Origin of the sequence: Paenibacillus sp. cl123 (assembly GCF_900101595.1) — a bacterium.
Lineage (GTDB): Bacteria > Bacillota > Bacilli > Paenibacillales > NBRC-103111 > Paenibacillus_G.
On the sequence record NZ_FMYY01000010.1, the window covers coordinates 108,858 to 125,870 of the forward strand.

Annotated in this window: 15 protein-coding genes; 7 read left to right on the forward strand and 8 right to left on the reverse strand. The window is 57.3% G+C overall.

The window, feature by feature from the left end; all coding sequences use genetic code 11:
• Window positions 1-316 precede the first annotated feature (316 nt).
• Window positions 317-1,000, reverse strand: a complete 684-nt coding sequence (locus BLR08_RS17345) for an LrgB family protein (protein WP_072333177.1) — start codon at window positions 998-1,000, stop codon at window positions 317-319.
• Window positions 1,000-1,371 (reverse strand): CidA/LrgA family holin-like protein, encoded by a 372-nt coding sequence (locus BLR08_RS17350; protein WP_072333174.1) that lies wholly within the window; start codon window positions 1,369-1,371, stop codon window positions 1,000-1,002. Before BLR08_RS17350 ends, BLR08_RS17345 begins: the two co-directional genes overlap by 1 nt.
• A gap of 105 nt (window positions 1,372-1,476) precedes the next feature.
• Here BLR08_RS17350 and BLR08_RS17355 point away from each other — a divergent pair, with 105 nt between their 5' ends.
• Entirely contained in the window at window positions 1,477-2,379 is a 903-nt protein-coding gene (locus BLR08_RS17355) for a LysR family transcriptional regulator (protein ID WP_072333171.1), read from the forward strand.
• Window positions 2,380-2,964: 585 nt separating this feature from the next.
• Here the strand turns inward: BLR08_RS17355 and BLR08_RS17360 are convergent.
• The 6 genes from BLR08_RS17360 to BLR08_RS17385 all read right to left on the reverse strand — a co-directional run bounded on the left by BLR08_RS17360 (window position 2,965) and on the right by BLR08_RS17385 (window position 8,838).
• Window positions 2,965-3,318, reverse strand: a complete 354-nt coding sequence (locus BLR08_RS17360; protein WP_072333168.1) for a 4Fe-4S dicluster domain-containing protein — start codon at window positions 3,316-3,318, stop codon at window positions 2,965-2,967.
• Complete coding sequence (locus BLR08_RS17365) at window positions 3,315-4,928, reverse strand: FAD-dependent oxidoreductase (RefSeq protein ID WP_072333165.1); 1,614 nt, start codon at window positions 4,926-4,928, stop codon at window positions 3,315-3,317. Before BLR08_RS17365 ends, BLR08_RS17360 begins: the two co-directional genes overlap by 4 nt.
• A gap of 53 nt (window positions 4,929-4,981) precedes the next feature.
• Window positions 4,982-6,022 carry an ABC transporter substrate-binding protein gene (locus tag BLR08_RS17370; RefSeq protein ID WP_072333162.1) on the reverse strand — a complete coding sequence of 347 codons (1,041 nt, stop codon included), beginning with the start codon at window positions 6,020-6,022 and terminating at the stop codon, window positions 4,982-4,984.
• Window positions 6,023-6,068: 46 nt separating this feature from the next.
• The gene (locus tag BLR08_RS17375; RefSeq protein WP_072333159.1) at window positions 6,069-6,926 is read right to left on the reverse strand and encodes an ABC transporter permease; all 858 of its coding nucleotides are present in this window, start codon (window positions 6,924-6,926) and stop codon (window positions 6,069-6,071) included.
• Between the two features lie 117 nt (window positions 6,927-7,043).
• Complete coding sequence (locus tag BLR08_RS17380; protein WP_072333156.1) at window positions 7,044-7,910, reverse strand: ABC transporter permease; 867 nt, start codon at window positions 7,908-7,910, stop codon at window positions 7,044-7,046.
• 151 nt (window positions 7,911-8,061) lie between these two features.
• A complete protein-coding gene (locus tag BLR08_RS17385; protein WP_072333153.1) occupies window positions 8,062-8,838 on the reverse strand; it encodes an ABC transporter ATP-binding protein in 777 nt (258 codons plus the stop codon).
• A 385-nt stretch (window positions 8,839-9,223) separates the two neighbouring features.
• On the opposite strand from BLR08_RS17385, the gene BLR08_RS17390 reads away from it, so the two are divergent.
• The 6 genes from BLR08_RS17390 to BLR08_RS17415 all read left to right on the forward strand — a co-directional run bounded on the left by BLR08_RS17390 (window position 9,224) and on the right by BLR08_RS17415 (window position 17,001).
• Window positions 9,224-10,108: an SMP-30/gluconolactonase/LRE family protein gene (locus BLR08_RS17390; RefSeq protein ID WP_072333150.1), complete on the forward strand. Its 885-nt coding sequence runs from the start codon at window positions 9,224-9,226 to the stop codon at window positions 10,106-10,108.
• Between the two features lie 182 nt (window positions 10,109-10,290).
• Window positions 10,291-12,093 carry a sensor histidine kinase gene (locus tag BLR08_RS17395; RefSeq protein WP_072333147.1) on the forward strand — a complete coding sequence of 601 codons (1,803 nt, stop codon included), beginning with the start codon at window positions 10,291-10,293 and terminating at the stop codon, window positions 12,091-12,093.
• Window positions 12,086-13,696, forward strand: coding sequence for a response regulator (locus tag BLR08_RS17400; protein WP_072333144.1), 1,611 nt, complete (start codon window positions 12,086-12,088; stop codon window positions 13,694-13,696). The genes BLR08_RS17395 and BLR08_RS17400 overlap by 8 nt, the downstream gene beginning before the upstream one ends.
• Before the next feature lie 90 nt (window positions 13,697-13,786).
• Window positions 13,787-14,695: a carbohydrate ABC transporter permease gene (locus BLR08_RS17405; RefSeq protein ID WP_072333141.1), complete on the forward strand. Its 909-nt coding sequence runs from the start codon at window positions 13,787-13,789 to the stop codon at window positions 14,693-14,695.
• Window positions 14,696-14,759: 64 nt separating this feature from the next.
• Window positions 14,760-15,593 (forward strand): carbohydrate ABC transporter permease, encoded by an 834-nt coding sequence (locus tag BLR08_RS17410; RefSeq protein WP_072333381.1) that lies wholly within the window; start codon window positions 14,760-14,762, stop codon window positions 15,591-15,593.
• A 49-nt stretch (window positions 15,594-15,642) separates the two neighbouring features.
• On the forward strand, window positions 15,643-17,001 hold the full coding sequence (locus BLR08_RS17415; protein ID WP_072333138.1) for an ABC transporter substrate-binding protein: 1,359 nt from the start codon (window positions 15,643-15,645) through the stop codon (window positions 16,999-17,001).
• Window positions 17,002-17,013 lie beyond the last annotated feature (12 nt).

A 17,013-nucleotide genomic window follows, 5' to 3' on the forward strand; every position in this document is an offset into this window, starting at 1 on the left:
CGGGCATAGAAGCAAGGTGTCTGCAGCGGGGCGGAGTTTACCGGAACTCAGCAATCCTTAGTGCATGAAATCAACCGTTTGAATTTGCAACGGAATTCAGAGCCTCTTAGAGAGCTAATAGTCCATATTTCGCTCGTATTGCCCGTCAAAAAGTCGCTGAATTCCGGAAAAATGACAAGTTCATGAAAAAAGCGACTTTAAGGGACTGCGAGTTCCGTTAACGTTCCGCGCCACCGACCTCTTGTCTGTCTATACATCAGGACGTCGCCCCGGAACGGAACAAAGGCTCCGCTTTAGCAGGATAGCTCGCGTTTGCCTAGCCTCCCAGCCCATGGAGCAGCCAGGGAGCCGCGCACAGAATGACGAAAGCGGTCAAAATCATCGCGATGCTGGAAATCGCCCCGGCCGCTTCGCCGTATTCGAACGCCTTGGCGGTTCCGGCCGTATGCGCGCTTGTGCCCAGCATGACCCCCCGGGCGATATCGCCACGGATACGGAGCAGGCGGATCAGCAGCGGTCCAAGCACCATGCCCAGCAAGCCGGTCAGCAGGACAAGCAGAGCGGTGACGGCGGGAAGTCCTCCGTTCATCCCGGATACGGCGAGCGCGACCGGAGTAGTGGCCGACCGGGGAGCCAGGCTGTCAACCAGCTGCTCGCTTAGCTGCAGCGTTTGCGCCAGCCAAACGGAGGTGACCACGGAAAGAAGAGCCCCGGTCAGCACGCTGATCCCGATGACCCGGGCGTGCTTTTTCAGCACGTGCAGATGTTTGTACAGCGGTACGGCCAAAGCGACGGTGGCGGGTCCGATCATACCGCTGATCCAAGCGGTGCCGGTCTTATATGTGTCATAAGAAATCCCCGATCCGAGCAAGGCGGCTACGATAAGAATCGGAGCAAGCAGCAGAGGAGTCAAAAGCAGGCTTGGATAGATTCGGTACAGGCGTTTGACCGACCAATAGACGGCAACCGTTCCAAGCAGACATATAGCATAGAGCAGCATCAGGACGGCCTCCGTTCTTTGATCTTGGCGAAATGCTCCGAGAACAGGCCGGTGCAGCTCATCACAATGACGGTGCTGCAGACAACGACGAGCAGCATGCGCGGACCGTTCACCAACAGCAGCGATTTATATTCCAGCATCCCGGCGGCTGGAGGAATGAAAAACAGCAGCATCTCGGCCAGCAGCCATTTGGCCCCGAGATCGATCCACTCCAGCCGGATCAGCTTGAGCTGGAGCAGGAGAAACACCAGCAGCAGGCCTAGAATGCTGCCGGGCAAGGGGAGCCTCAGTAGGGCGGCCAGTCCGTTCATCAGGCTGGAGATCAGGACGAAAAACAACACCTGCGCCACGCCTTTGAGAAATGCGAGCATCACGATCCACTCCTTTTAACAGGAGTATACAACCGAATTTATCATTGGTAAAATGAATTTATCGCATGATTTTCATTCCATTTATCTATAGTTAGGAGGTGTAGCATGGAAGTCCGCGATCTGCAATATGTGATTGAGCTAGCTCGTTTGCGTAGTTTTACCAAGGCGGCCGAGGCGCTGCATATTACGCAGCCGACGCTCAGCAAGATGATCCGTAGCCTGGAGCAAGAGCTGGGCGTCGATCTGTTCGTACGCATCGGGAAGCGGGTGGAGGTGACGGATGCGGGAGCTTTGATCTGCGAGCAAGGGCGGAGCATCGTGCAAGCCTTCGATAACCTGGACCGGGCGCTGAAGGATTTGACGGGCCTCAGCAAAGGCTCGATCCGGATCGGTCTGCCGCCGATGGCCGGCTCCAGCTTCTTCGCCGGGGTCATGAGCCGGTTCCGGGACCGTTATCCGGGCCTGACCATACTGATGGTGGAGGACGGGGCGCGGAAGATCGAGAAGGAGGTCGCAGCCGGCTCGCTGGATATGGGCGTCATCGTGCTGCCGGCTAATGACGAGGAGTTCGAGGTTCACTCGATCATCCGGCGAAAGCTTAAGCTTATTGTACATCCGAAGCACAGGCTGGCGGGCCGGAAACAGGCGGCGCTGCGTGAGCTGGAGCACGAGGCGTTCATCTTGTTTAGAGAGGATTTCGCTTTGCATGATATTATTATCGGGGAATGCGAGCGGGCAGGATTTCGCCCCAATGTGATGTACGAAAGCTCCCAATGGGATTTTATCCGCGAGATGGTGGCGGCCGGACTTGGCGTCGCGCTGCTGCCCGAGACGATCTGCGACTCGCTGGACCCGGCTCACGTGACCCAGATTCCGCTGGCCGAGCCGGGAATCCCGTGGCATCTGGCGATGATCTGGCGTCGCGACAGCTATTTGTCCCATGCGGCGCGGGCATGGATACATTTTGTGCAAAGCTCTTTTGAGGAAATGGAGCTGGACGGGAGGTAGAGTGAGCGGATGGATGGGCGTGTGCGGGAAGGGGCTGAGTGAGGCATTGAGTAGGGGGAGGAAGTAAAGTAATGGAAAACCGTATAAACGAGCCCGACAGGCGGTCAGAAGCAGAGGAGTTGTGCGAAAAACCGTATAAACGAGCCCGACAGGCGGTCAGAAGCAGAGGAGTTGTGCGAAAAACCGTATAAACGAGCCCGACAGGCGGTCAAAAGCAGGCGAATTGTACGGAAAACCGTATAAACGCGCCCGATAGGCGGTCAGAAGCAGAGGAGTTGTGCGAAAAACCGTATAAATGCGCCCGACAGGGGGTAGAAGCAGAGGAGTTGTGCGAAAAACCGTATAAACGCGCCAGACAGGGGGTCAGAAGCAGAGGAGTTGTGCGAAAAACCGTATAAATGCGCCCGACTGGCGGTCAGAAGCAGAGGAGTTGTGCGAAAAACCGTATAAACGCACTCGACAGGCGGTCAAGCACGGGCGAATTGTACGCGGAACATCGGCAACTACCCGGGTCTCTCTCGAAAGAGAGACCTAAGCAGTTACCTTTTGCCAGAGCCCGAACGGCTCGCTCTGGGACTGAGAGGTTCAGGAAGTGGCGGCCTTGCGGGGTGGCAGGATCCGGTCGATAAACGGCGTTGTATCCAGCTCAGCAAGCCGCGTCCGGCCTTTGCCCCAGCCGATGGTGGCGCGCCAGCTGCCAAGCAAATTGGCTTCTGTGAGCTGCTTCTCGGTAGGCGGGACGTCGAGCGGATCGGCATAGGGCGCTACATACAGCGCGTCTACCGGGCAATAGGCTTCGCAGATGAAGCAGGTTTGGCAGTCTTCCTGCCTCGCGATAAGCGGGATGCCGCCCTCTCCTTGGTCAAATACGTTCGTCGGGCAAACGCGTACGCACATGCTGCAGGAGACGCAGCGCTCCGGGCTGACAAGCTCTATCATGGGGCAACGACCTCCCGACGTGCGAATTGGGTTTGTTCCGGCCGGATCGTGATTTCCTCGATGCCGGAGACGATGAGGCGATGCTGCTGCGCGGGATCCGCATCGGGATATTCCGTCAGCGCGTGCAGGCCGCGCGTTTCCCGGCGCCCCAGCGCAGCGGTGTACATCCAGCGCGCCGTGGCGGTCATCGCAGCGGCTTCGCGGGTTCGAACGCGGGCTTGCACGGTCTGGCGGACCGTCCCGCGGAAGCCGTCCGTCCAGACGCTGCGCAGCCGCTCGAGCGATCCCCGCAGCACCGGCTCGCTGCGGAAATAATTGATATCCAGCGGGAATACCTCCCGCTGGACAGCTTGCACGACGGCGGCGGCATCGATCTCCGCCGCCGCCGTCGTCGCACCGGAGCCTGCCTCCAGGCCGTACCGGCCGGCAGGCTGCAGGCTCCGGCTTGTCGCGCTGCGGCCTTGGGCCAGCGCGTGCCGGGCTGCTCCGGCTCCGGACCAGGTGCCGGAGCTGATCGCCCAGGAGGCGTTGAACGCGCCTCCGCCCGACTTGGCCCCCGTGACGCGCTCACGGGTGGCGGCATCGCCTGCGGCGTACAGCCCCGGCACGGTCGTTGTGCAGTCGTCACCCACGAGCCGGAGGCCGCCGGTGCCGCGGACCGTCCCTTCATAGCGCAGCGTCAGCGGGAAGCGCTCGGTGAACGGATCGATGCCGGCCCGGTCCAGGGGAAGGAAGAAAATCGCATGCGACTTGCGCAAGATTTGCCGCTTTTCCTCCGTATCCGCGTGATTCAGTACCGCATAGACGGGACCCTGGCTCAGCATACGCGGCAGGAAGTCGCCGGCGCGCGGACCTCCGGCCTGCAGCACCGTTCCGTCCTCGGCCGTGTAGGTCGCCCAATTCAGCAGCCGCCCGCGGGTGTTTGTGCCGAAGGCTGCGCTTGGCGCATATTGCCGGGTGAATTCCATCCCGGACAGCTCCGCGCCCAGCTCCGCCGCCATCAGCAGTCCGTCGCCGGTCAGCACGTTGCAGCCGAGCCCCTTGCTGAGGAAGGCGCAACCTCCGGTCGCAATGACAACGGCGTTGGCGCGCACCTCCCATTCACCCCCGTCCAGCCGGGAGATGCCGCGCGCGCCGCCGGCTCCGTTCTCGTCAACCAGCAGCTCGAGTGCCGGGGACTGGTCGAGGATACGTACCCCGGAGCGAGTCACCTGGCGGCGCATCAGCTTCATATATTCCGGTCCTTGTAAATGATCCCGGAGAGGAACGCCGTCCTCATCGCGCCGGAACGGATACCCCCAGCTTTCTACAAGCACAAGACTTTCATACACTTGATCCAGCACGCGGTGAATCCAGGCCGGCTCAGCCAAATAACCGCTCTCTCTGTATCGCTGCTGGACAGCCTGCTCCCGCAGCTCCGGATCGGGCGGCAGGTACAGCAGATTGGTTCCTCCCGGCGCGGTCGCTCCGCTGGAGCCGAGATAACCTTTGTCGACAAGGACGACTCTCGCGTTGTTCTTGGCTGCGCTCCAGGCGGCCCAGGCGCCGGCCGGCCCGCCGCCGATGACGAGCACATCCGCTTCCAGCTTAGTAATTCCGGTTGCCTGCATATAGGTCTACCCCCTGTAAATGGATTCCTGTACGTCAGTCCCGAGTATCCGGGCTATTTCAAAATCCACTGGTTGATATCGATATCCTTCTCAGCCAGCTTCTCCTCCACGAGGAATTTCTTGGTGCCTTCCAGCAGCTTGATGCCTTCGTCGGTGAACGGCACATCCTTGATGCCGCTGATCGGGCTGACCTTCTCCATCAGCTCGGGGGTGGAGTTATTCAACTCGGCGAGAAATTTATAATATTCGGCAGGCTTTGTTTTCAGATCGCTCAGCGCTTTCAAGCGCGCTTCATTCCAGATTTTCGGAAAGTCCGGATTTTTGGCCAAATATTCCTCGCTCACTACCGTTGCGCTCGTCCCGAGCAGATTCGGATGCTTCGTCGCGTCGTCGATCAGCGGATAACCTTGGTCAATTTGCTTCAAGGCAAATACGCCGGTATTGGTCATCGCATCGATCTCACCGCGCGCCAGAGCGGCTTCGGCATCGACCCGCAGCATATGGACGATTTTTACATCCGTAATATTGTTTTCCTTCAACAATCCGGCCAAATACCGGTGATGGAAGGAGCCCTTTTGGGTGGTTACCGTCTTGCCCTTCAGCTCGGCGAGCGTTGCGGGGCCATTTTTCCTGCCGATCAGATAACCGATGCTGTCCGTAGCTCCCTGGGTAATGAATCTCGTCTTCGCACCGGTCGACTTGGCCAGGATGGCGGGCGTATCGCCGAGGCTGCCGAAATCGAGGCGTCCGCTGATCAGCGACTCGCTGAGATCCGGCCCGTTCGGGAAAGCGGTCAGCTTGACCTCGGTGATGCCGTGCTTCTTCAGCTCTTCCTGAATGATGCCTTTATAGAACCCCCAGCCCTCAGCCCCTCCGGGAAAATTGAGCTTGCTCGTACCGATATACCCGTAGTTCAGCGCAGCCGGCACCGCAGCCTTGGTCGTTCCGGCCGGAGCAGCCCCTGTACCCGTGGAGGCGGTAGTGCCAGCGGACGTGCCGCATGCTTGGGTGAGCAGCATTGCAAACGCCAAGGCAAAAATACTGCCGAACAAGCGCCCTTTGCGTAACCGGTTTTGGACGATAGATGATGACATGGATGATTTCCCCTTTTCTCGAATCTTTGCAATGGAGTGATGGATATTAGCCTTGAAAACTGTCCCGCCAGCTCAGCAGCCTGCTCTCCAGCAGACGGACCAGCGAATCGACCAGCTTGCCGATGACGGCGAAGATGATGACTCCTACAAAAATAAGCTCGGTCGTCGACGTCTGCTTGCCGAAATTAATCAGAAAGCCGATCCCCGCTTGGGAACCGATCAGCTCCGCCACAACCAGTCCGAGCCATGAGATCGCCACGGACAATCGCAGTCCGAGCAAAATACCGGGCAGACTTGCCGGCAAAATCAGACGGAAAATTTGCTGCGCCCGGTTGAAATTCAATACTCTCGCCACGTCGAATAGCTTCTGATCCACGCTGCGGATGCCCAGGAACGTATTGATATACATCGGAAAAAAGGAACCGCTCGCGATCATGACAAGCTTGGACGTTTCGCCGAAGCCGAACCACAAAATAATAAGCGGTGCGATCGCCAGATGGGGAATGACGCGCAGCATCTGGAACGACGGATCAAGCATGAATTCGAGCTTCTGCACGAATCCGACGAGAAAGCCGAACAGCAGCCCCAGCGAACCTCCGATCAGAAACCCGACCGCCGCCCGCTGCAGGGAGATGGCCAGATGGTCGGTTAGCTCCCCCGAAACGATCAACGTCCGGAATTCCCCGGCGATATGCAGCGGAGTCGGCAGAAATTCTCTGGCGAACCATCCAAGATCTCCGGCTACCTGCCAGATCACCAGAACAAGCACGGGAATTAGCGAGCCGACGGCGAAGTCGCTCAGCTTTCCCTGAAGCAGCTTAGCGCGATGGGCGGCCAGCTCTGTGCTTGCTGTTCGTTCGAGGTGCGAAGCAGAGGGCTTCAGCACCTTGATCACATTACTCATTTCGTTAACCTCCTCCAAGTTTTCCGAAGGAAAACTGCGTCGTAAGCATAAGCTCCAAGTTTTCCGAAGGAAAACTGCATCGTAAGCATGAGCCCAAAGTTTTCCGAAGGAAAACAATTAGCGCCCTTGATAACTGTCCCGCCAGCTCAGCCATTTGCGCTCCAGCGCCCTGACCAGCAGGTCGGTCAGGATGCCGAACAAAGCAAAGATCAGTATGCCGACGAACACGATCGGCGTTTTGGAAAATTGCCGCGCATCCGACATCAGATAGCCGATGCCTGCCGTGGAGCCCATCAGCTCCGCCACGACAAGGCCAAGCCAGGACACGCCCAGCGAGATGCGGACGCCGAGCAGGATGTTCGGCAGCGCAGCCGGTATGACGAGCCGCACGATTTGCTTCCATCTGCTGAAGCCGAGCACCCGCGTCACATCGAACAGCTTATTGTCCACGCCTCGGATTCCCATAAAGGAATTGATATAAAGCGGGAAAAACGCGCCTTTGGCGATCAGCAAAATTTTAGACGTTTCACCGATCCCGAACCACAGGATGAACAATGGAGCGATGGCCAGGTGCGGCACCATGCGGATCATTTGGACAGTAGGGTCGAGCGCCCTCTCAGTCCGGCGGAACAAGCCGACCAGGATGCCGAAGGCGAGTCCGAGGCTTGCGCCAAGGGCAAATCCGGCCAAGGCCCGCAGCACACTGATCCGCAGATTGCCGGCCAGTTCTCCGGTCTGGGCCAGTCGGATGCCGGCCTGAACAATCCGCAGCGGCGTGGGGAAGAGCAGGGAGGAGATTACCCCCAGGTCACCAAGCACTTGCCAAGCGGCGATCAGCAGAATGGGCGGAAGCAAGCCGAGCAGAATGCGTACGGTTTGCTGCCTGATTCTGAGACGGCGTTCTGATGAAGGCGATTGTCGTTCATATTCCGGCGGTACGGATACGGCTGCGGATTTTGCTGCCGTTGCTCCTTGTAAACTCATGTCAATGCCTCCTTTGCAGCTTTGTTATAGAAGTCCGGTGAACAAAACGCGGCCTGAGACCAATCAGGGTTTCCGCTCGCTGGTTCCATTTGCTGTTCCACTCGCAGTTTCAACTCCCCATCGGTTCTCCGGCTTCCGATTCACCGGACTTCTAGATCCCGGAGCTGTCAATCAGCTCAAGCTCTTCAATTTTCTCAAACTCACCCAGTACCCTGAGGCGCAGCTCCTGAAAGGAGGTGGTCGTTTTCTTCCGCGGTATGGGCAGATCGATCGGCACGATATTGCGAATTGCGCCCGGCCTTGGCTTCAGGATAACGACGCGGTTGGCCAGGTAAATAGCTTCGTCGATATCGTGCGTCACAAAGATCATCGTCGTTTTATTTTTCTGCCAAATATCGATGAGCACTTCCTGCATATGCGTCCGGGTGAAGGCGTCCAGCGCGCCGAAAGGCTCGTCGAGCAGCAGCACCTTGGGATTGCGCAGCAGCGCCCTTGCGATAGCGACACGCTGGGCCATTCCTCCCGACAGCTCCCGGGGAAACGACTTCTCGAAGCCCTCCAGCCGCACGAGCGCGATCAGCTCATCGACCTTCCGGCGCACCTCGGGGTCGCGCAGCGACAGATCGGCCGCGATGTTTTTTTCTACGGTCAGCCAGGGGAAGAGCCGGGGCTCCTGAAAGATGAAGCCTTTGTCGATGCCCGGTCCCTGGATGGGCTGACCGCCGAGCAACACTTCGCCGGAGAATTGGGTATCGAGGCCGGCGATAATTTTGAGCAGCGTGCTTTTTCCGCAGCCGCTCGGCCCGATGACGGTCAGAAACTCTCCTTCCTTGACATGCAGGACGATGTCGTGCAGCGCTTGTACGGCCCCCTTGCTGGAATGAAACGTTTTGCCCACATGCTTAATGCTTAGCAACGGCTCAGACATGTTTTTCCTCTCCTTCGCACCCAACGCAAAACGGAGCTCATTCTAAATAGCAAACATTCAGAATGTCTCCGTTCGGTAAGGTAGACTAGTATGCAGTTTTAATTCATAGTTTTCGGGTGTGAATTAAATGTTTTGATTATCTTATCAACCTCCTCTGTTTCTGTCAATGAAAAAATGAAAAGGCGTCATTGGCCCGAGGCGGCCTTTTTGAAAGAACTTCTGCCTCTGGCAAGGAGCGGAGGGGGAATAGGGAAATGAGCCATACGAGCAGCCCGGGCAGCGAAATCGATCTCGGGCAAGGGAGCGTTGCAAAACGGTTCGGACGGTTTAATAAGCATAGAGAGATAGCCGCCCGCTAAAGAAGGGCAGGAGGAGGAGAGCGCAGATGAGCAGCAAGTTATGGCAGCCGGAAGTCATGGTGAATGCCAGCGCCGCCCTTGGCGAGGGCCCGTCTTGGGATGACCGCGCGCAAGTCTTGTATTGGGTCGATACGCTTGGCAAACGGATACATAGCTTTGACCCGGTCGGATGCCGGTCGGATGTCATCCAGCTGGACGAGTATGTCGGGGCTGTGGTTACGCGTGAAGAGGGCGGTATCTTATTCGCCGGACATCAGCGTATCGCGGCTTATGATCCTGCCACGGGAACGACGAGCACGATTGCCGAGCTGACGCCCGGCGACCCGGATCTGAGGTTCAACGACGGCAAATGCGATCCGGCAGGCCGGCTGTGGGTCGGTACCACGTCGCTGACAAACCGCGAGCGAGCAGCCGCCTTGTACATGCTGGACGGCGATGCGCTCCGCCCTGTGCAGGAGGGCGTGAGCGTATCCAATGGTCTCGGCTGGAGTCCGGACGGCGGAACGATGTACTATATCGACACTCCGACGCAGCAGGTGGCCGCCTACAACTATGATCCCGATACCGGCAGGCTGGCCGACAAGCGGATCGCAGTCGATTTCTCCCGCGAGGAGGGCTGGCCTGACGGCATGACGCTGGATGAGGAGGGCATGCTTTGGATCGCCCATTATGCCGGTTATCAGGTCAGCCGCTGGAATCCCGCTACAGGGGACAAGCTGTTTGCGGTCAGGCTTCCTGCTCCTAACGTGACTTCGTGCGTATTTGCCGGCAAGGACCGCAGCGAGCTGTACGTCACGACGGCGGCACAAGGAATGAGCGGTGAGGAACGCGGCCAATACCCGCAGGCAGGCTCGCTGTTCCGAATCTTGACGGACCTCAAGGGGGCAAAGACGCATCGCTGCCGGGTGTAGCGGCGACCAAACGAATACCGATCACGGAACGATGAGCCCGGGCGCAAACTGCGCGCCGGGTTCTTCCAGTTGACAAAACCGGTCTGCTCGGCTTAGATGATAATACAACCTGGACGCCGATGCGGCATACCGAACTCTATACGGACATGTTGTCCACCATGCGCACCTAAGGGGGAAGTCTCATGCTGTACTCGCTAAAAAGGCGTCTGATCGCGTTTTTCGTCGTCCTTCTGCTTGTCTCGTTCGGCACTATGGCGGTGCTCTTCTTCAACGAATCGCGTTCAATTATCGCCACATATATCGAATCATCCGCCTACGAGAAAATGGAGGAGTACGGCTCGTTCGTCAATATGGGACTCATGCAGATGTATGATTTATGCTCTGTCGTATTCAATAGCGATACGACCAAAGCATGGGATAATGCGTGGTCGGACCCCGGCTTGTCCGCCGGAGAGAAAACGCTTGCAAACATTCAGCTTAGCCAGTTTTTGACCCGGACTACAAACAGCTACTCCATCGTGTCGTCTGTCGCTATTTACCGCCAGGAAGGCTTGTGGATCGCAGCGGATAATCCCGGCATGCCGGACACCGCGTTCAAGCAGGCAGCCTGGTATAACAGCTTCTACCAGCAGGGCGAGCGATTCGTTCCCGCGCATCAGGACCCGGCCGAGGTGCGGCGCGCCAAGCCGTTCGATGTCGTCAGTCTGCTGCTGCCGATCGGCACGTTCGAGCCCTCGCAGGCGAAAAGCATGATGAAGGTCAATGTTCGCGCCGACTTCTTTCTGGAGCCGTTGAACCGGATTCATCTGGGGGAGACGGGGACGATTTTCCTGCTGGATCAGCAGGGCCGCTCTATTCTGAATCAGCATGAATACGCTTCCCATCCGGAAGCGGCGCAGCAGGTGGAGCAGATTCTGGCGCAGAGCGGGCAGCAGGGGGTCACGCATATCGGGAATGCGCAGGGCAGCAAGGACATCCTGGTTTATAAGAAGCTGAAGCAGAGCGGCTGGCTGCTCGTAGGTCTTGTTCCCGAGGCTGACCTGTACGGCAAGCTGTACAAGCTTCGCACGACGATGCTGGTGCTCGGCTCCCTGCTGCTTGTCGGAGCTATCGCGGCGGCCACCTGGCTGTCTTACGGGATATCCGGGCCGCTGTCCCGGCTCGCTTCAGCGATGCGTTATGTGCAGATGGGGGATTTTGACGGGGCGGAGAGCCGCATTCCTGCAGAAGGAAAAGTCCGCAACGAGGTCGGTTACGTGACGGCAACGTTCCGTAACATGGTGAGTAGGCTCAGGCAGCATATCCAGACGGAATTCGAGCTTAAGCTGCTGCGGCAGCAAGCGGAGTACAAGGCGCTGCTGATGCAGATCAACCCGCACTTTCTGTTCAATACGCTGGAGCTGCTCAGCTCTCTGGCGATGCAGCGGCGAACGCATGAGACAGTAAGCGTGATCGAATCGCTTGGCAAAATGATGCGGTTCTCCCTCCGGAGCAGCGACGATCTGATCCGGCTCGAGGAAGAACTGACATATGTGCGCCACTACGTTGCCATACTGCAGATCCGCTTTGGCGATAAGCTGTACATCCGTTTGGAGGAGGAAGAGAAGACAGGACGGTTATCCATTCCTAAGTTTATCCTGCAGCCGCTTATTGAGAATGCTGTCAAATACAGCTTCCGTCAGCAGGCGGAGGCCCGTATCGGCATCCGGGCATGGAGCTTGCCGGACGGCTTGCATCTCTCCGTATCCGACAATGGTCCGGGTATTGAGCCGGAGCTGGCGCAGAGGCTTCAGGCAGAGGCGCGCTCCTCGCAATTCCCACAGATTCTGGATAGTCGCTCCCAGCAGATCGGCTTGCGCAATGTGCTGGCCCGCTGCCAGCTGTATTACGGCGCTTTGTTTGCTTTTCATATTCAATCCGTCCCCGGACAGGGCACTTGTATTGAGCTTATATTGCCGGCCCAAGGAGGAGTAAACGATGTATAAGGTACTGATCGTCGACGATGAGCCGGAGATCCGGCAGGGATTGAAGCTCAAGGCGGATTGGGAGGCGCTTGGCCTGACGATCGCCGGAGAGGCGGACCATGGTCTTGAGGCGCTGGAGTGGCTGGCCAATCATCCGGTCGAGCTCGTGGTGACGGATATGAATATGCCCGTCATGGATGGGGTGACATTCCTGGAAGCTTGTCACGAGCATCATCCTTCCCTGCGCCTGCTGGTCATTACCGGGTATGAGGATTTCAGCTATGCGAAAGCGGCCATCCGTCATCAGGCCAGGGATTACCTGCTGAAGCCGGTTTCCCGGGACGAGCTTACGGAGGCGCTGGCGAAGGTTGTCCGCGAGCTGGATGAGGAGCGCCGGGAGGTGGATCAGCAAGCCGTGCTGCAATGGCGGCTTTCCGAATATTACAAGGAGATGAGGGAGCATTTTCTCATCCATCTGGTCAAGGAGAAGCCGGAGCGGGGGAGCATGGTATGGGATCGGGTCAGACAGTTTCAATTGGACGGCTGGGAGAAACTGCCGGTCCGCTTTCTCACGGCGGGCTTTGCCGAGCGTTCGGAAGCCTCCGGCGAGCAGGTACGAACGCCGGACAAGCTGCGGCTGCCGTTCGAGCTCGTTTGCCGGGAGGTGGCGGCAGGCTTTGCCGAGCGAGTGCAGGTATTCCGCGATGCCGGTTATCCGGGTCTCATGCAGTTTATCGTTCAGGGACCGGAAGCGGAGTCGGCGCGTTTGTCCGAATCGCTGATCGCTGCGGTGACCAAGCATCTGGGCTTCTGTCCGGTCGTCGGTACGGGACAGGAGGTGACCGGGCTGGAGCAGTGGAAGGACGGCTATCTGTCCGCGCTGCTGGACTGGAATCTGCGCAGCAACAAGGACCGCTATGCCGGCTCCGTCCAGTTCAGAAGCGAGGTTGCTCTAAGCGAGGATACTGTCCGGATGCTGCAGCGCTGCTTGTCCCGCGGTGAGCTGGAAACGTTCGAGCAGACGGTGAGCAAAGAGCTGTCCGCCGCATTCGCCGCGTCTCAAGCACGCTTCGTCAAGCTGATCTTCCAGCTGTATCTGCTGCTGGACGCGATGGCGTACACGGCAGGCGTAACGCTGGACAGCGGAGAACAGTTGTGGATTCGACCGGAGCAGGTGTGGGGCTTCGATACCGTGGACAAGGCCCGGCAGTTTCTGGTCAGGCTGGCCCGCAAGACAGTCCGCAGCACGGCGGACGAGATGGCCGATGCGGACTATTCCATGATTCAAGCCGCCATGCAGTTTATCCAGGACAATTATATGGCGGATATTAACTTGACGCTGCTGGCCGAACGGTTTAATTACAACTCCTCTTATTTCTCCGAAATGTTCAAGGCGAGGGCCGGCAAAACGTTTATTCAATATCTCACCGACGTCCGCATGGCCAAGGCCGTGCAGCTGCTGGAGGAAACGATGCTCGGCTTGTGGGATATCGCGGAGCTGACCGGCTTCTCCAACGCAAGTTACTTCAGCTCGAAGTTCAAAAAGGTGTACGGGATGACGCCGTCGGACTACCGGCAGCGGCGGTCACCTGAAAAAATGAATAGTGAACACCCGAAGAAATAGCATTCAAAGCAGCGCCCCAAATCGATATGATGATGTTACAGCTTAAGCGAGCAACATGTAACGGATCATGGAAGAGGAGGGGCGTTCGTCATGTCAACTCTGCGCAAACCCGCCCTTGGGCGGCAAAACCGCATCGCTTATTTATTTTTACTGCCATGGCTGATCGGTTTTTTTGGCCTCACGCTGGGCCCTATGCTGGGTTCGCTGTACTTGTCGATGACCAAGTTCAATCTGTTGAATCCGCCCCGCTGGCTCGGACTCGACAACTACCGGCAAATTTTTACGGAAGACGCGACATTCCTGCATTCCTTGGGACTGACCTTTCAGTTCGCGCTGGTGTCCGTGCCGCTTCGGCTGGCTTTCGCCCTGTTCATTGCGATGGCACTGAACAAGGGAATACGGGCGCTCGGGTTGTACCGGACGGTGTATTATATTCCGTCTCTGCTCGGCGGAAGTGTGGCGATCGCTATTGTGTGGAGGAAGATTTTCGACGGGGACGGGTTGTTTAATCAGTTACTCGGCATCTTCGGCCTAGAAGGCCCCGCCTGGATAGCGCATCCGGATTACATCTTGTCCACGATCATCACGCTGGCGGTGTGGCAGTTCGGCTCGGCGATGGTTATCTTCCTCGCCGGTTTGAAGCAGGTGCCAGCCGATCTGTACGAAGCCTCGCAGGTGGATGGAGCCGGCAAGGCAAGGCAGTTTTTCAGCATCACGCTCCCTCTGCTGTCGCCGGTTATCTTCTTCAATCTGATTATGAGCATTATCAATTCCTTTCAGGTCTTTACGCCAGGTTTCGTCATCGGGGACGGGCGGGGAGGACCGGTCGACTCGACGATGTTCTATACGCTGTATTTGTACCTGAAGGGCTTCTCGTTTTTCGATATGGGCTATGCGGCGGCCCTCGCCTGGATCATGCTTGCGGTGATCGGCGCAATGACCGCAGTCGTATTCCTGACCTCGAAGTATTGGGTATTTTATGGAGACGGAAAATCATGAAGGGGGCGATGACATGGCCGTTCATACAAGCTCAGCTGCGGTGACGTCGGTCCGTACGCGTTCTATGCGCCAGGCTTACGCGAACATACTCAAGCATCTGCTGATCGTCGCTTTCGGTTTGCTGATGCTGTACCCGGTGCTATGGCTGCTGAGCAGCTCCTTCAAGCCCAACCAGCTCATTTTCTCCGATACGAGTCTTTGGCCGAAGCGGGTGACGCTGGATAACTATATCAAGGGCTGGCAGGGACTTCAGGGGATATCGTTCGGGCGATTTTTTCTTAACTCGGCGCAGATCTCCATTATGTCGGTGCTGGGCAATATCATCACCTGCTCACTTGCCGCTTATGCATTTGCCCGGCTAGACTTTCGCTTTAAGAAGCTATGGTTCAGCCTCATGCTCGTTACCATTATGCTGCCCTACCATGTGACGCTCGTTCCGCAATATGTGATTTTCAACAAGTTCGAATGGATCAACACTTACCTGCCGTTGATTGTGCCGAAATGGCTGGCTCATGATTCCTTCTTTATTCTGCTGATGGTGCAATTCATTCGCGGCATACCGAAGGAGCTGGACGAAAGCGCGACCATCGACGGCTGCGGCCAAGGACAAATCTATTTCCGCATCATCCTGCCGCTGCTCGTTCCCGCGCTGATCACGACAGCCATCTTCACCTTTATCTGGACGTGGGATGACTTCTTCTCCCAGATGATTTACCTGAATAACATCAAGCTGTTCACCGTACAGCTCGGCATCCGCTCGCTGTTCGATCCGTCGGGCGAATCGGATTGGGGTGCGCTGCTGGCCATGTCCGTGCTGTCGCTTGTTCCGATCATGACCATCTTTCTGACGTTCCAAAAATATTTTCTGGATGGCATCGCCACGACAGGTCTTAAGTAAAGGGCTACTGACCAGGCTTCATCAATTTCATTTCAGGGAGAGATTGAGTATGAGACAATCACGTTCAGCGAAAAAAGGTATGGCAATTTCGGCTCTGGCGCTGCTGATGACATTTACGGCGGCTTGCGGAGGAGGAACCGGAACCGGCAGCGGCTCCGGGACACCGGCGGCGGGGGCGGACGCAGGAGCCAAGGACAGCGCTAAGGCAGAGCCGGTCGAGCTGAGAATTATGTGGTGGGGCGATCAGAAGCGCGCCGACCGCACGAATGAAGCGCTGCGCAAGTTTGAGGAGAAGCATCCGAACATCAAGGTCGTTGGAGAGTTCGCTCCCAGCACCGGCTACTTCGATAAGTTGAACACTCAGCTTGCTTCCGGCACGGCTCCCGATGTGTTTTTCCTCGGCGGCAACGTGGTCGACTATGCGAACAAAGGCGTGCTGTTGGAGCTTGACCCTTATGTGGGCAAGGAATTGAATCTGACGGATATGGACAAGTCGATGATTCAGTACGGGACGCTCAAGGGCAAGCTGCTGCATATATCGGCAGGAGCCAACGCACGGGGTATCGCCGTAAACACCGAGCTGTTCAAGAAAGCCGGTATGCCGCTTCCGCAGGATGGCTGGAACTGGGAAGATTACGCGCGCATCAGCAAGGAAATTTCCGAGAAGCTGGGCAAGGATGTGTTCGGCACATACAATTTCACGGTAGACGGCATGGATATTTATCTGAAGCAAAGAGGCAAGCAGCTTTACGATATGGATAACGCCAAGCTGGGCTTCGAGCAGAAGGATGCCGAGGAATGGTTCAGCCTGTGGGATAGCATGTCGAAGGCCGGCGGCGTCGTAACGCCGGCTCTGCAAGTATCCAATCCGCCTGCCGACACTAGCAAGTCACTGGTCGTGACAGGAAAGGTTGCCATGAGCCTGATGGCTTCCAACCAGCTTGGGGCCCATCAGAATCTGATTCCGGATAAGCTGGCGCTCGTCCAGGTGCCGCGCGGCCCAAAAGGCACCGGCGTCGTCTTCGAATCCAGCCAAGGTTTGTCAGGTTATAGTAAAACGAAGCATCCGAAAGAAGTCGCCATGCTGATGAGCTACTGGATCAACGATCCGGATGCGGCGAAAATTCTCGGCAACGACCGCGGCGTGCCGGTAACGTCCAAAATGCGCGACCTGTTGAAGCAGAATGCGGGTGAAGTCGAGAAGGTAATCTACGACTATACAAGCCGCGTCTCCGCCGCAGTCAACAAGGAGCCGTTCGCGATCAGCTACAACCCTCCCGGCTTTACGGAATACAACAAGCTGTTCGAAACGACGGTGCAGGAAATCGGTTTTGGCAAGAAAGATGTGAAGAAAGGCGTCGAGGATTTCTACAACGGTACGGTTAAAATATTCAACAACAACAAGTAGATGACGTGTTGG

What these genes read in the sequence shown, in the direction of transcription:
- BLR08_RS17375 (WP_072333159.1), bottom strand. Translation starts at nt 6,926, where the DNA reads ATGAGTAATGTGATCAAGGTGCTGAAGCCCTCTGCTTCGCACCTCGAA.
- BLR08_RS17395 (WP_072333147.1), top strand. Translation starts at nt 10,291, where the DNA reads ATGCTGTACTCGCTAAAAAGGCGTCTGATCGCGTTTTTCGTCGTCCTT.
- BLR08_RS17360 (WP_072333168.1), bottom strand. Translation starts at nt 3,318, where the DNA reads ATGATAGAGCTTGTCAGCCCGGAGCGCTGCGTCTCCTGCAGCATGTGC.
- BLR08_RS17345 (WP_072333177.1), bottom strand. Translation starts at nt 1,000, where the DNA reads ATGCTGCTCTATGCTATATGTCTGCTTGGAACGGTTGCCGTCTATTGG.
- BLR08_RS17355 (WP_072333171.1), top strand. Translation starts at nt 1,477, where the DNA reads ATGGAAGTCCGCGATCTGCAATATGTGATTGAGCTAGCTCGTTTGCGT.
- BLR08_RS17385 (WP_072333153.1), bottom strand. Translation starts at nt 8,838, where the DNA reads ATGTCTGAGCCGTTGCTAAGCATTAAGCATGTGGGCAAAACGTTTCAT.
- BLR08_RS17365 (WP_072333165.1), bottom strand. Translation starts at nt 4,928, where the DNA reads ATGCAGGCAACCGGAATTACTAAGCTGGAAGCGGATGTGCTCGTCATC.
- BLR08_RS17410 (WP_072333381.1), top strand. Translation starts at nt 14,760, where the DNA reads ATGCGCCAGGCTTACGCGAACATACTCAAGCATCTGCTGATCGTCGCT.
- BLR08_RS17380 (WP_072333156.1), bottom strand. Translation starts at nt 7,910, where the DNA reads ATGAGTTTACAAGGAGCAACGGCAGCAAAATCCGCAGCCGTATCCGTA.
- BLR08_RS17390 (WP_072333150.1), top strand. Translation starts at nt 9,224, where the DNA reads ATGAGCAGCAAGTTATGGCAGCCGGAAGTCATGGTGAATGCCAGCGCC.
- BLR08_RS17405 (WP_072333141.1), top strand. Translation starts at nt 13,787, where the DNA reads ATGTCAACTCTGCGCAAACCCGCCCTTGGGCGGCAAAACCGCATCGCT.
- BLR08_RS17415 (WP_072333138.1), top strand. Translation starts at nt 15,643, where the DNA reads ATGAGACAATCACGTTCAGCGAAAAAAGGTATGGCAATTTCGGCTCTG.
- BLR08_RS17400 (WP_072333144.1), top strand. Translation starts at nt 12,086, where the DNA reads ATGTATAAGGTACTGATCGTCGACGATGAGCCGGAGATCCGGCAGGGA.
- BLR08_RS17350 (WP_072333174.1), bottom strand. Translation starts at nt 1,371, where the DNA reads ATGCTCGCATTTCTCAAAGGCGTGGCGCAGGTGTTGTTTTTCGTCCTG.
- BLR08_RS17370 (WP_072333162.1), bottom strand. Translation starts at nt 6,022, where the DNA reads ATGTCATCATCTATCGTCCAAAACCGGTTACGCAAAGGGCGCTTGTTC.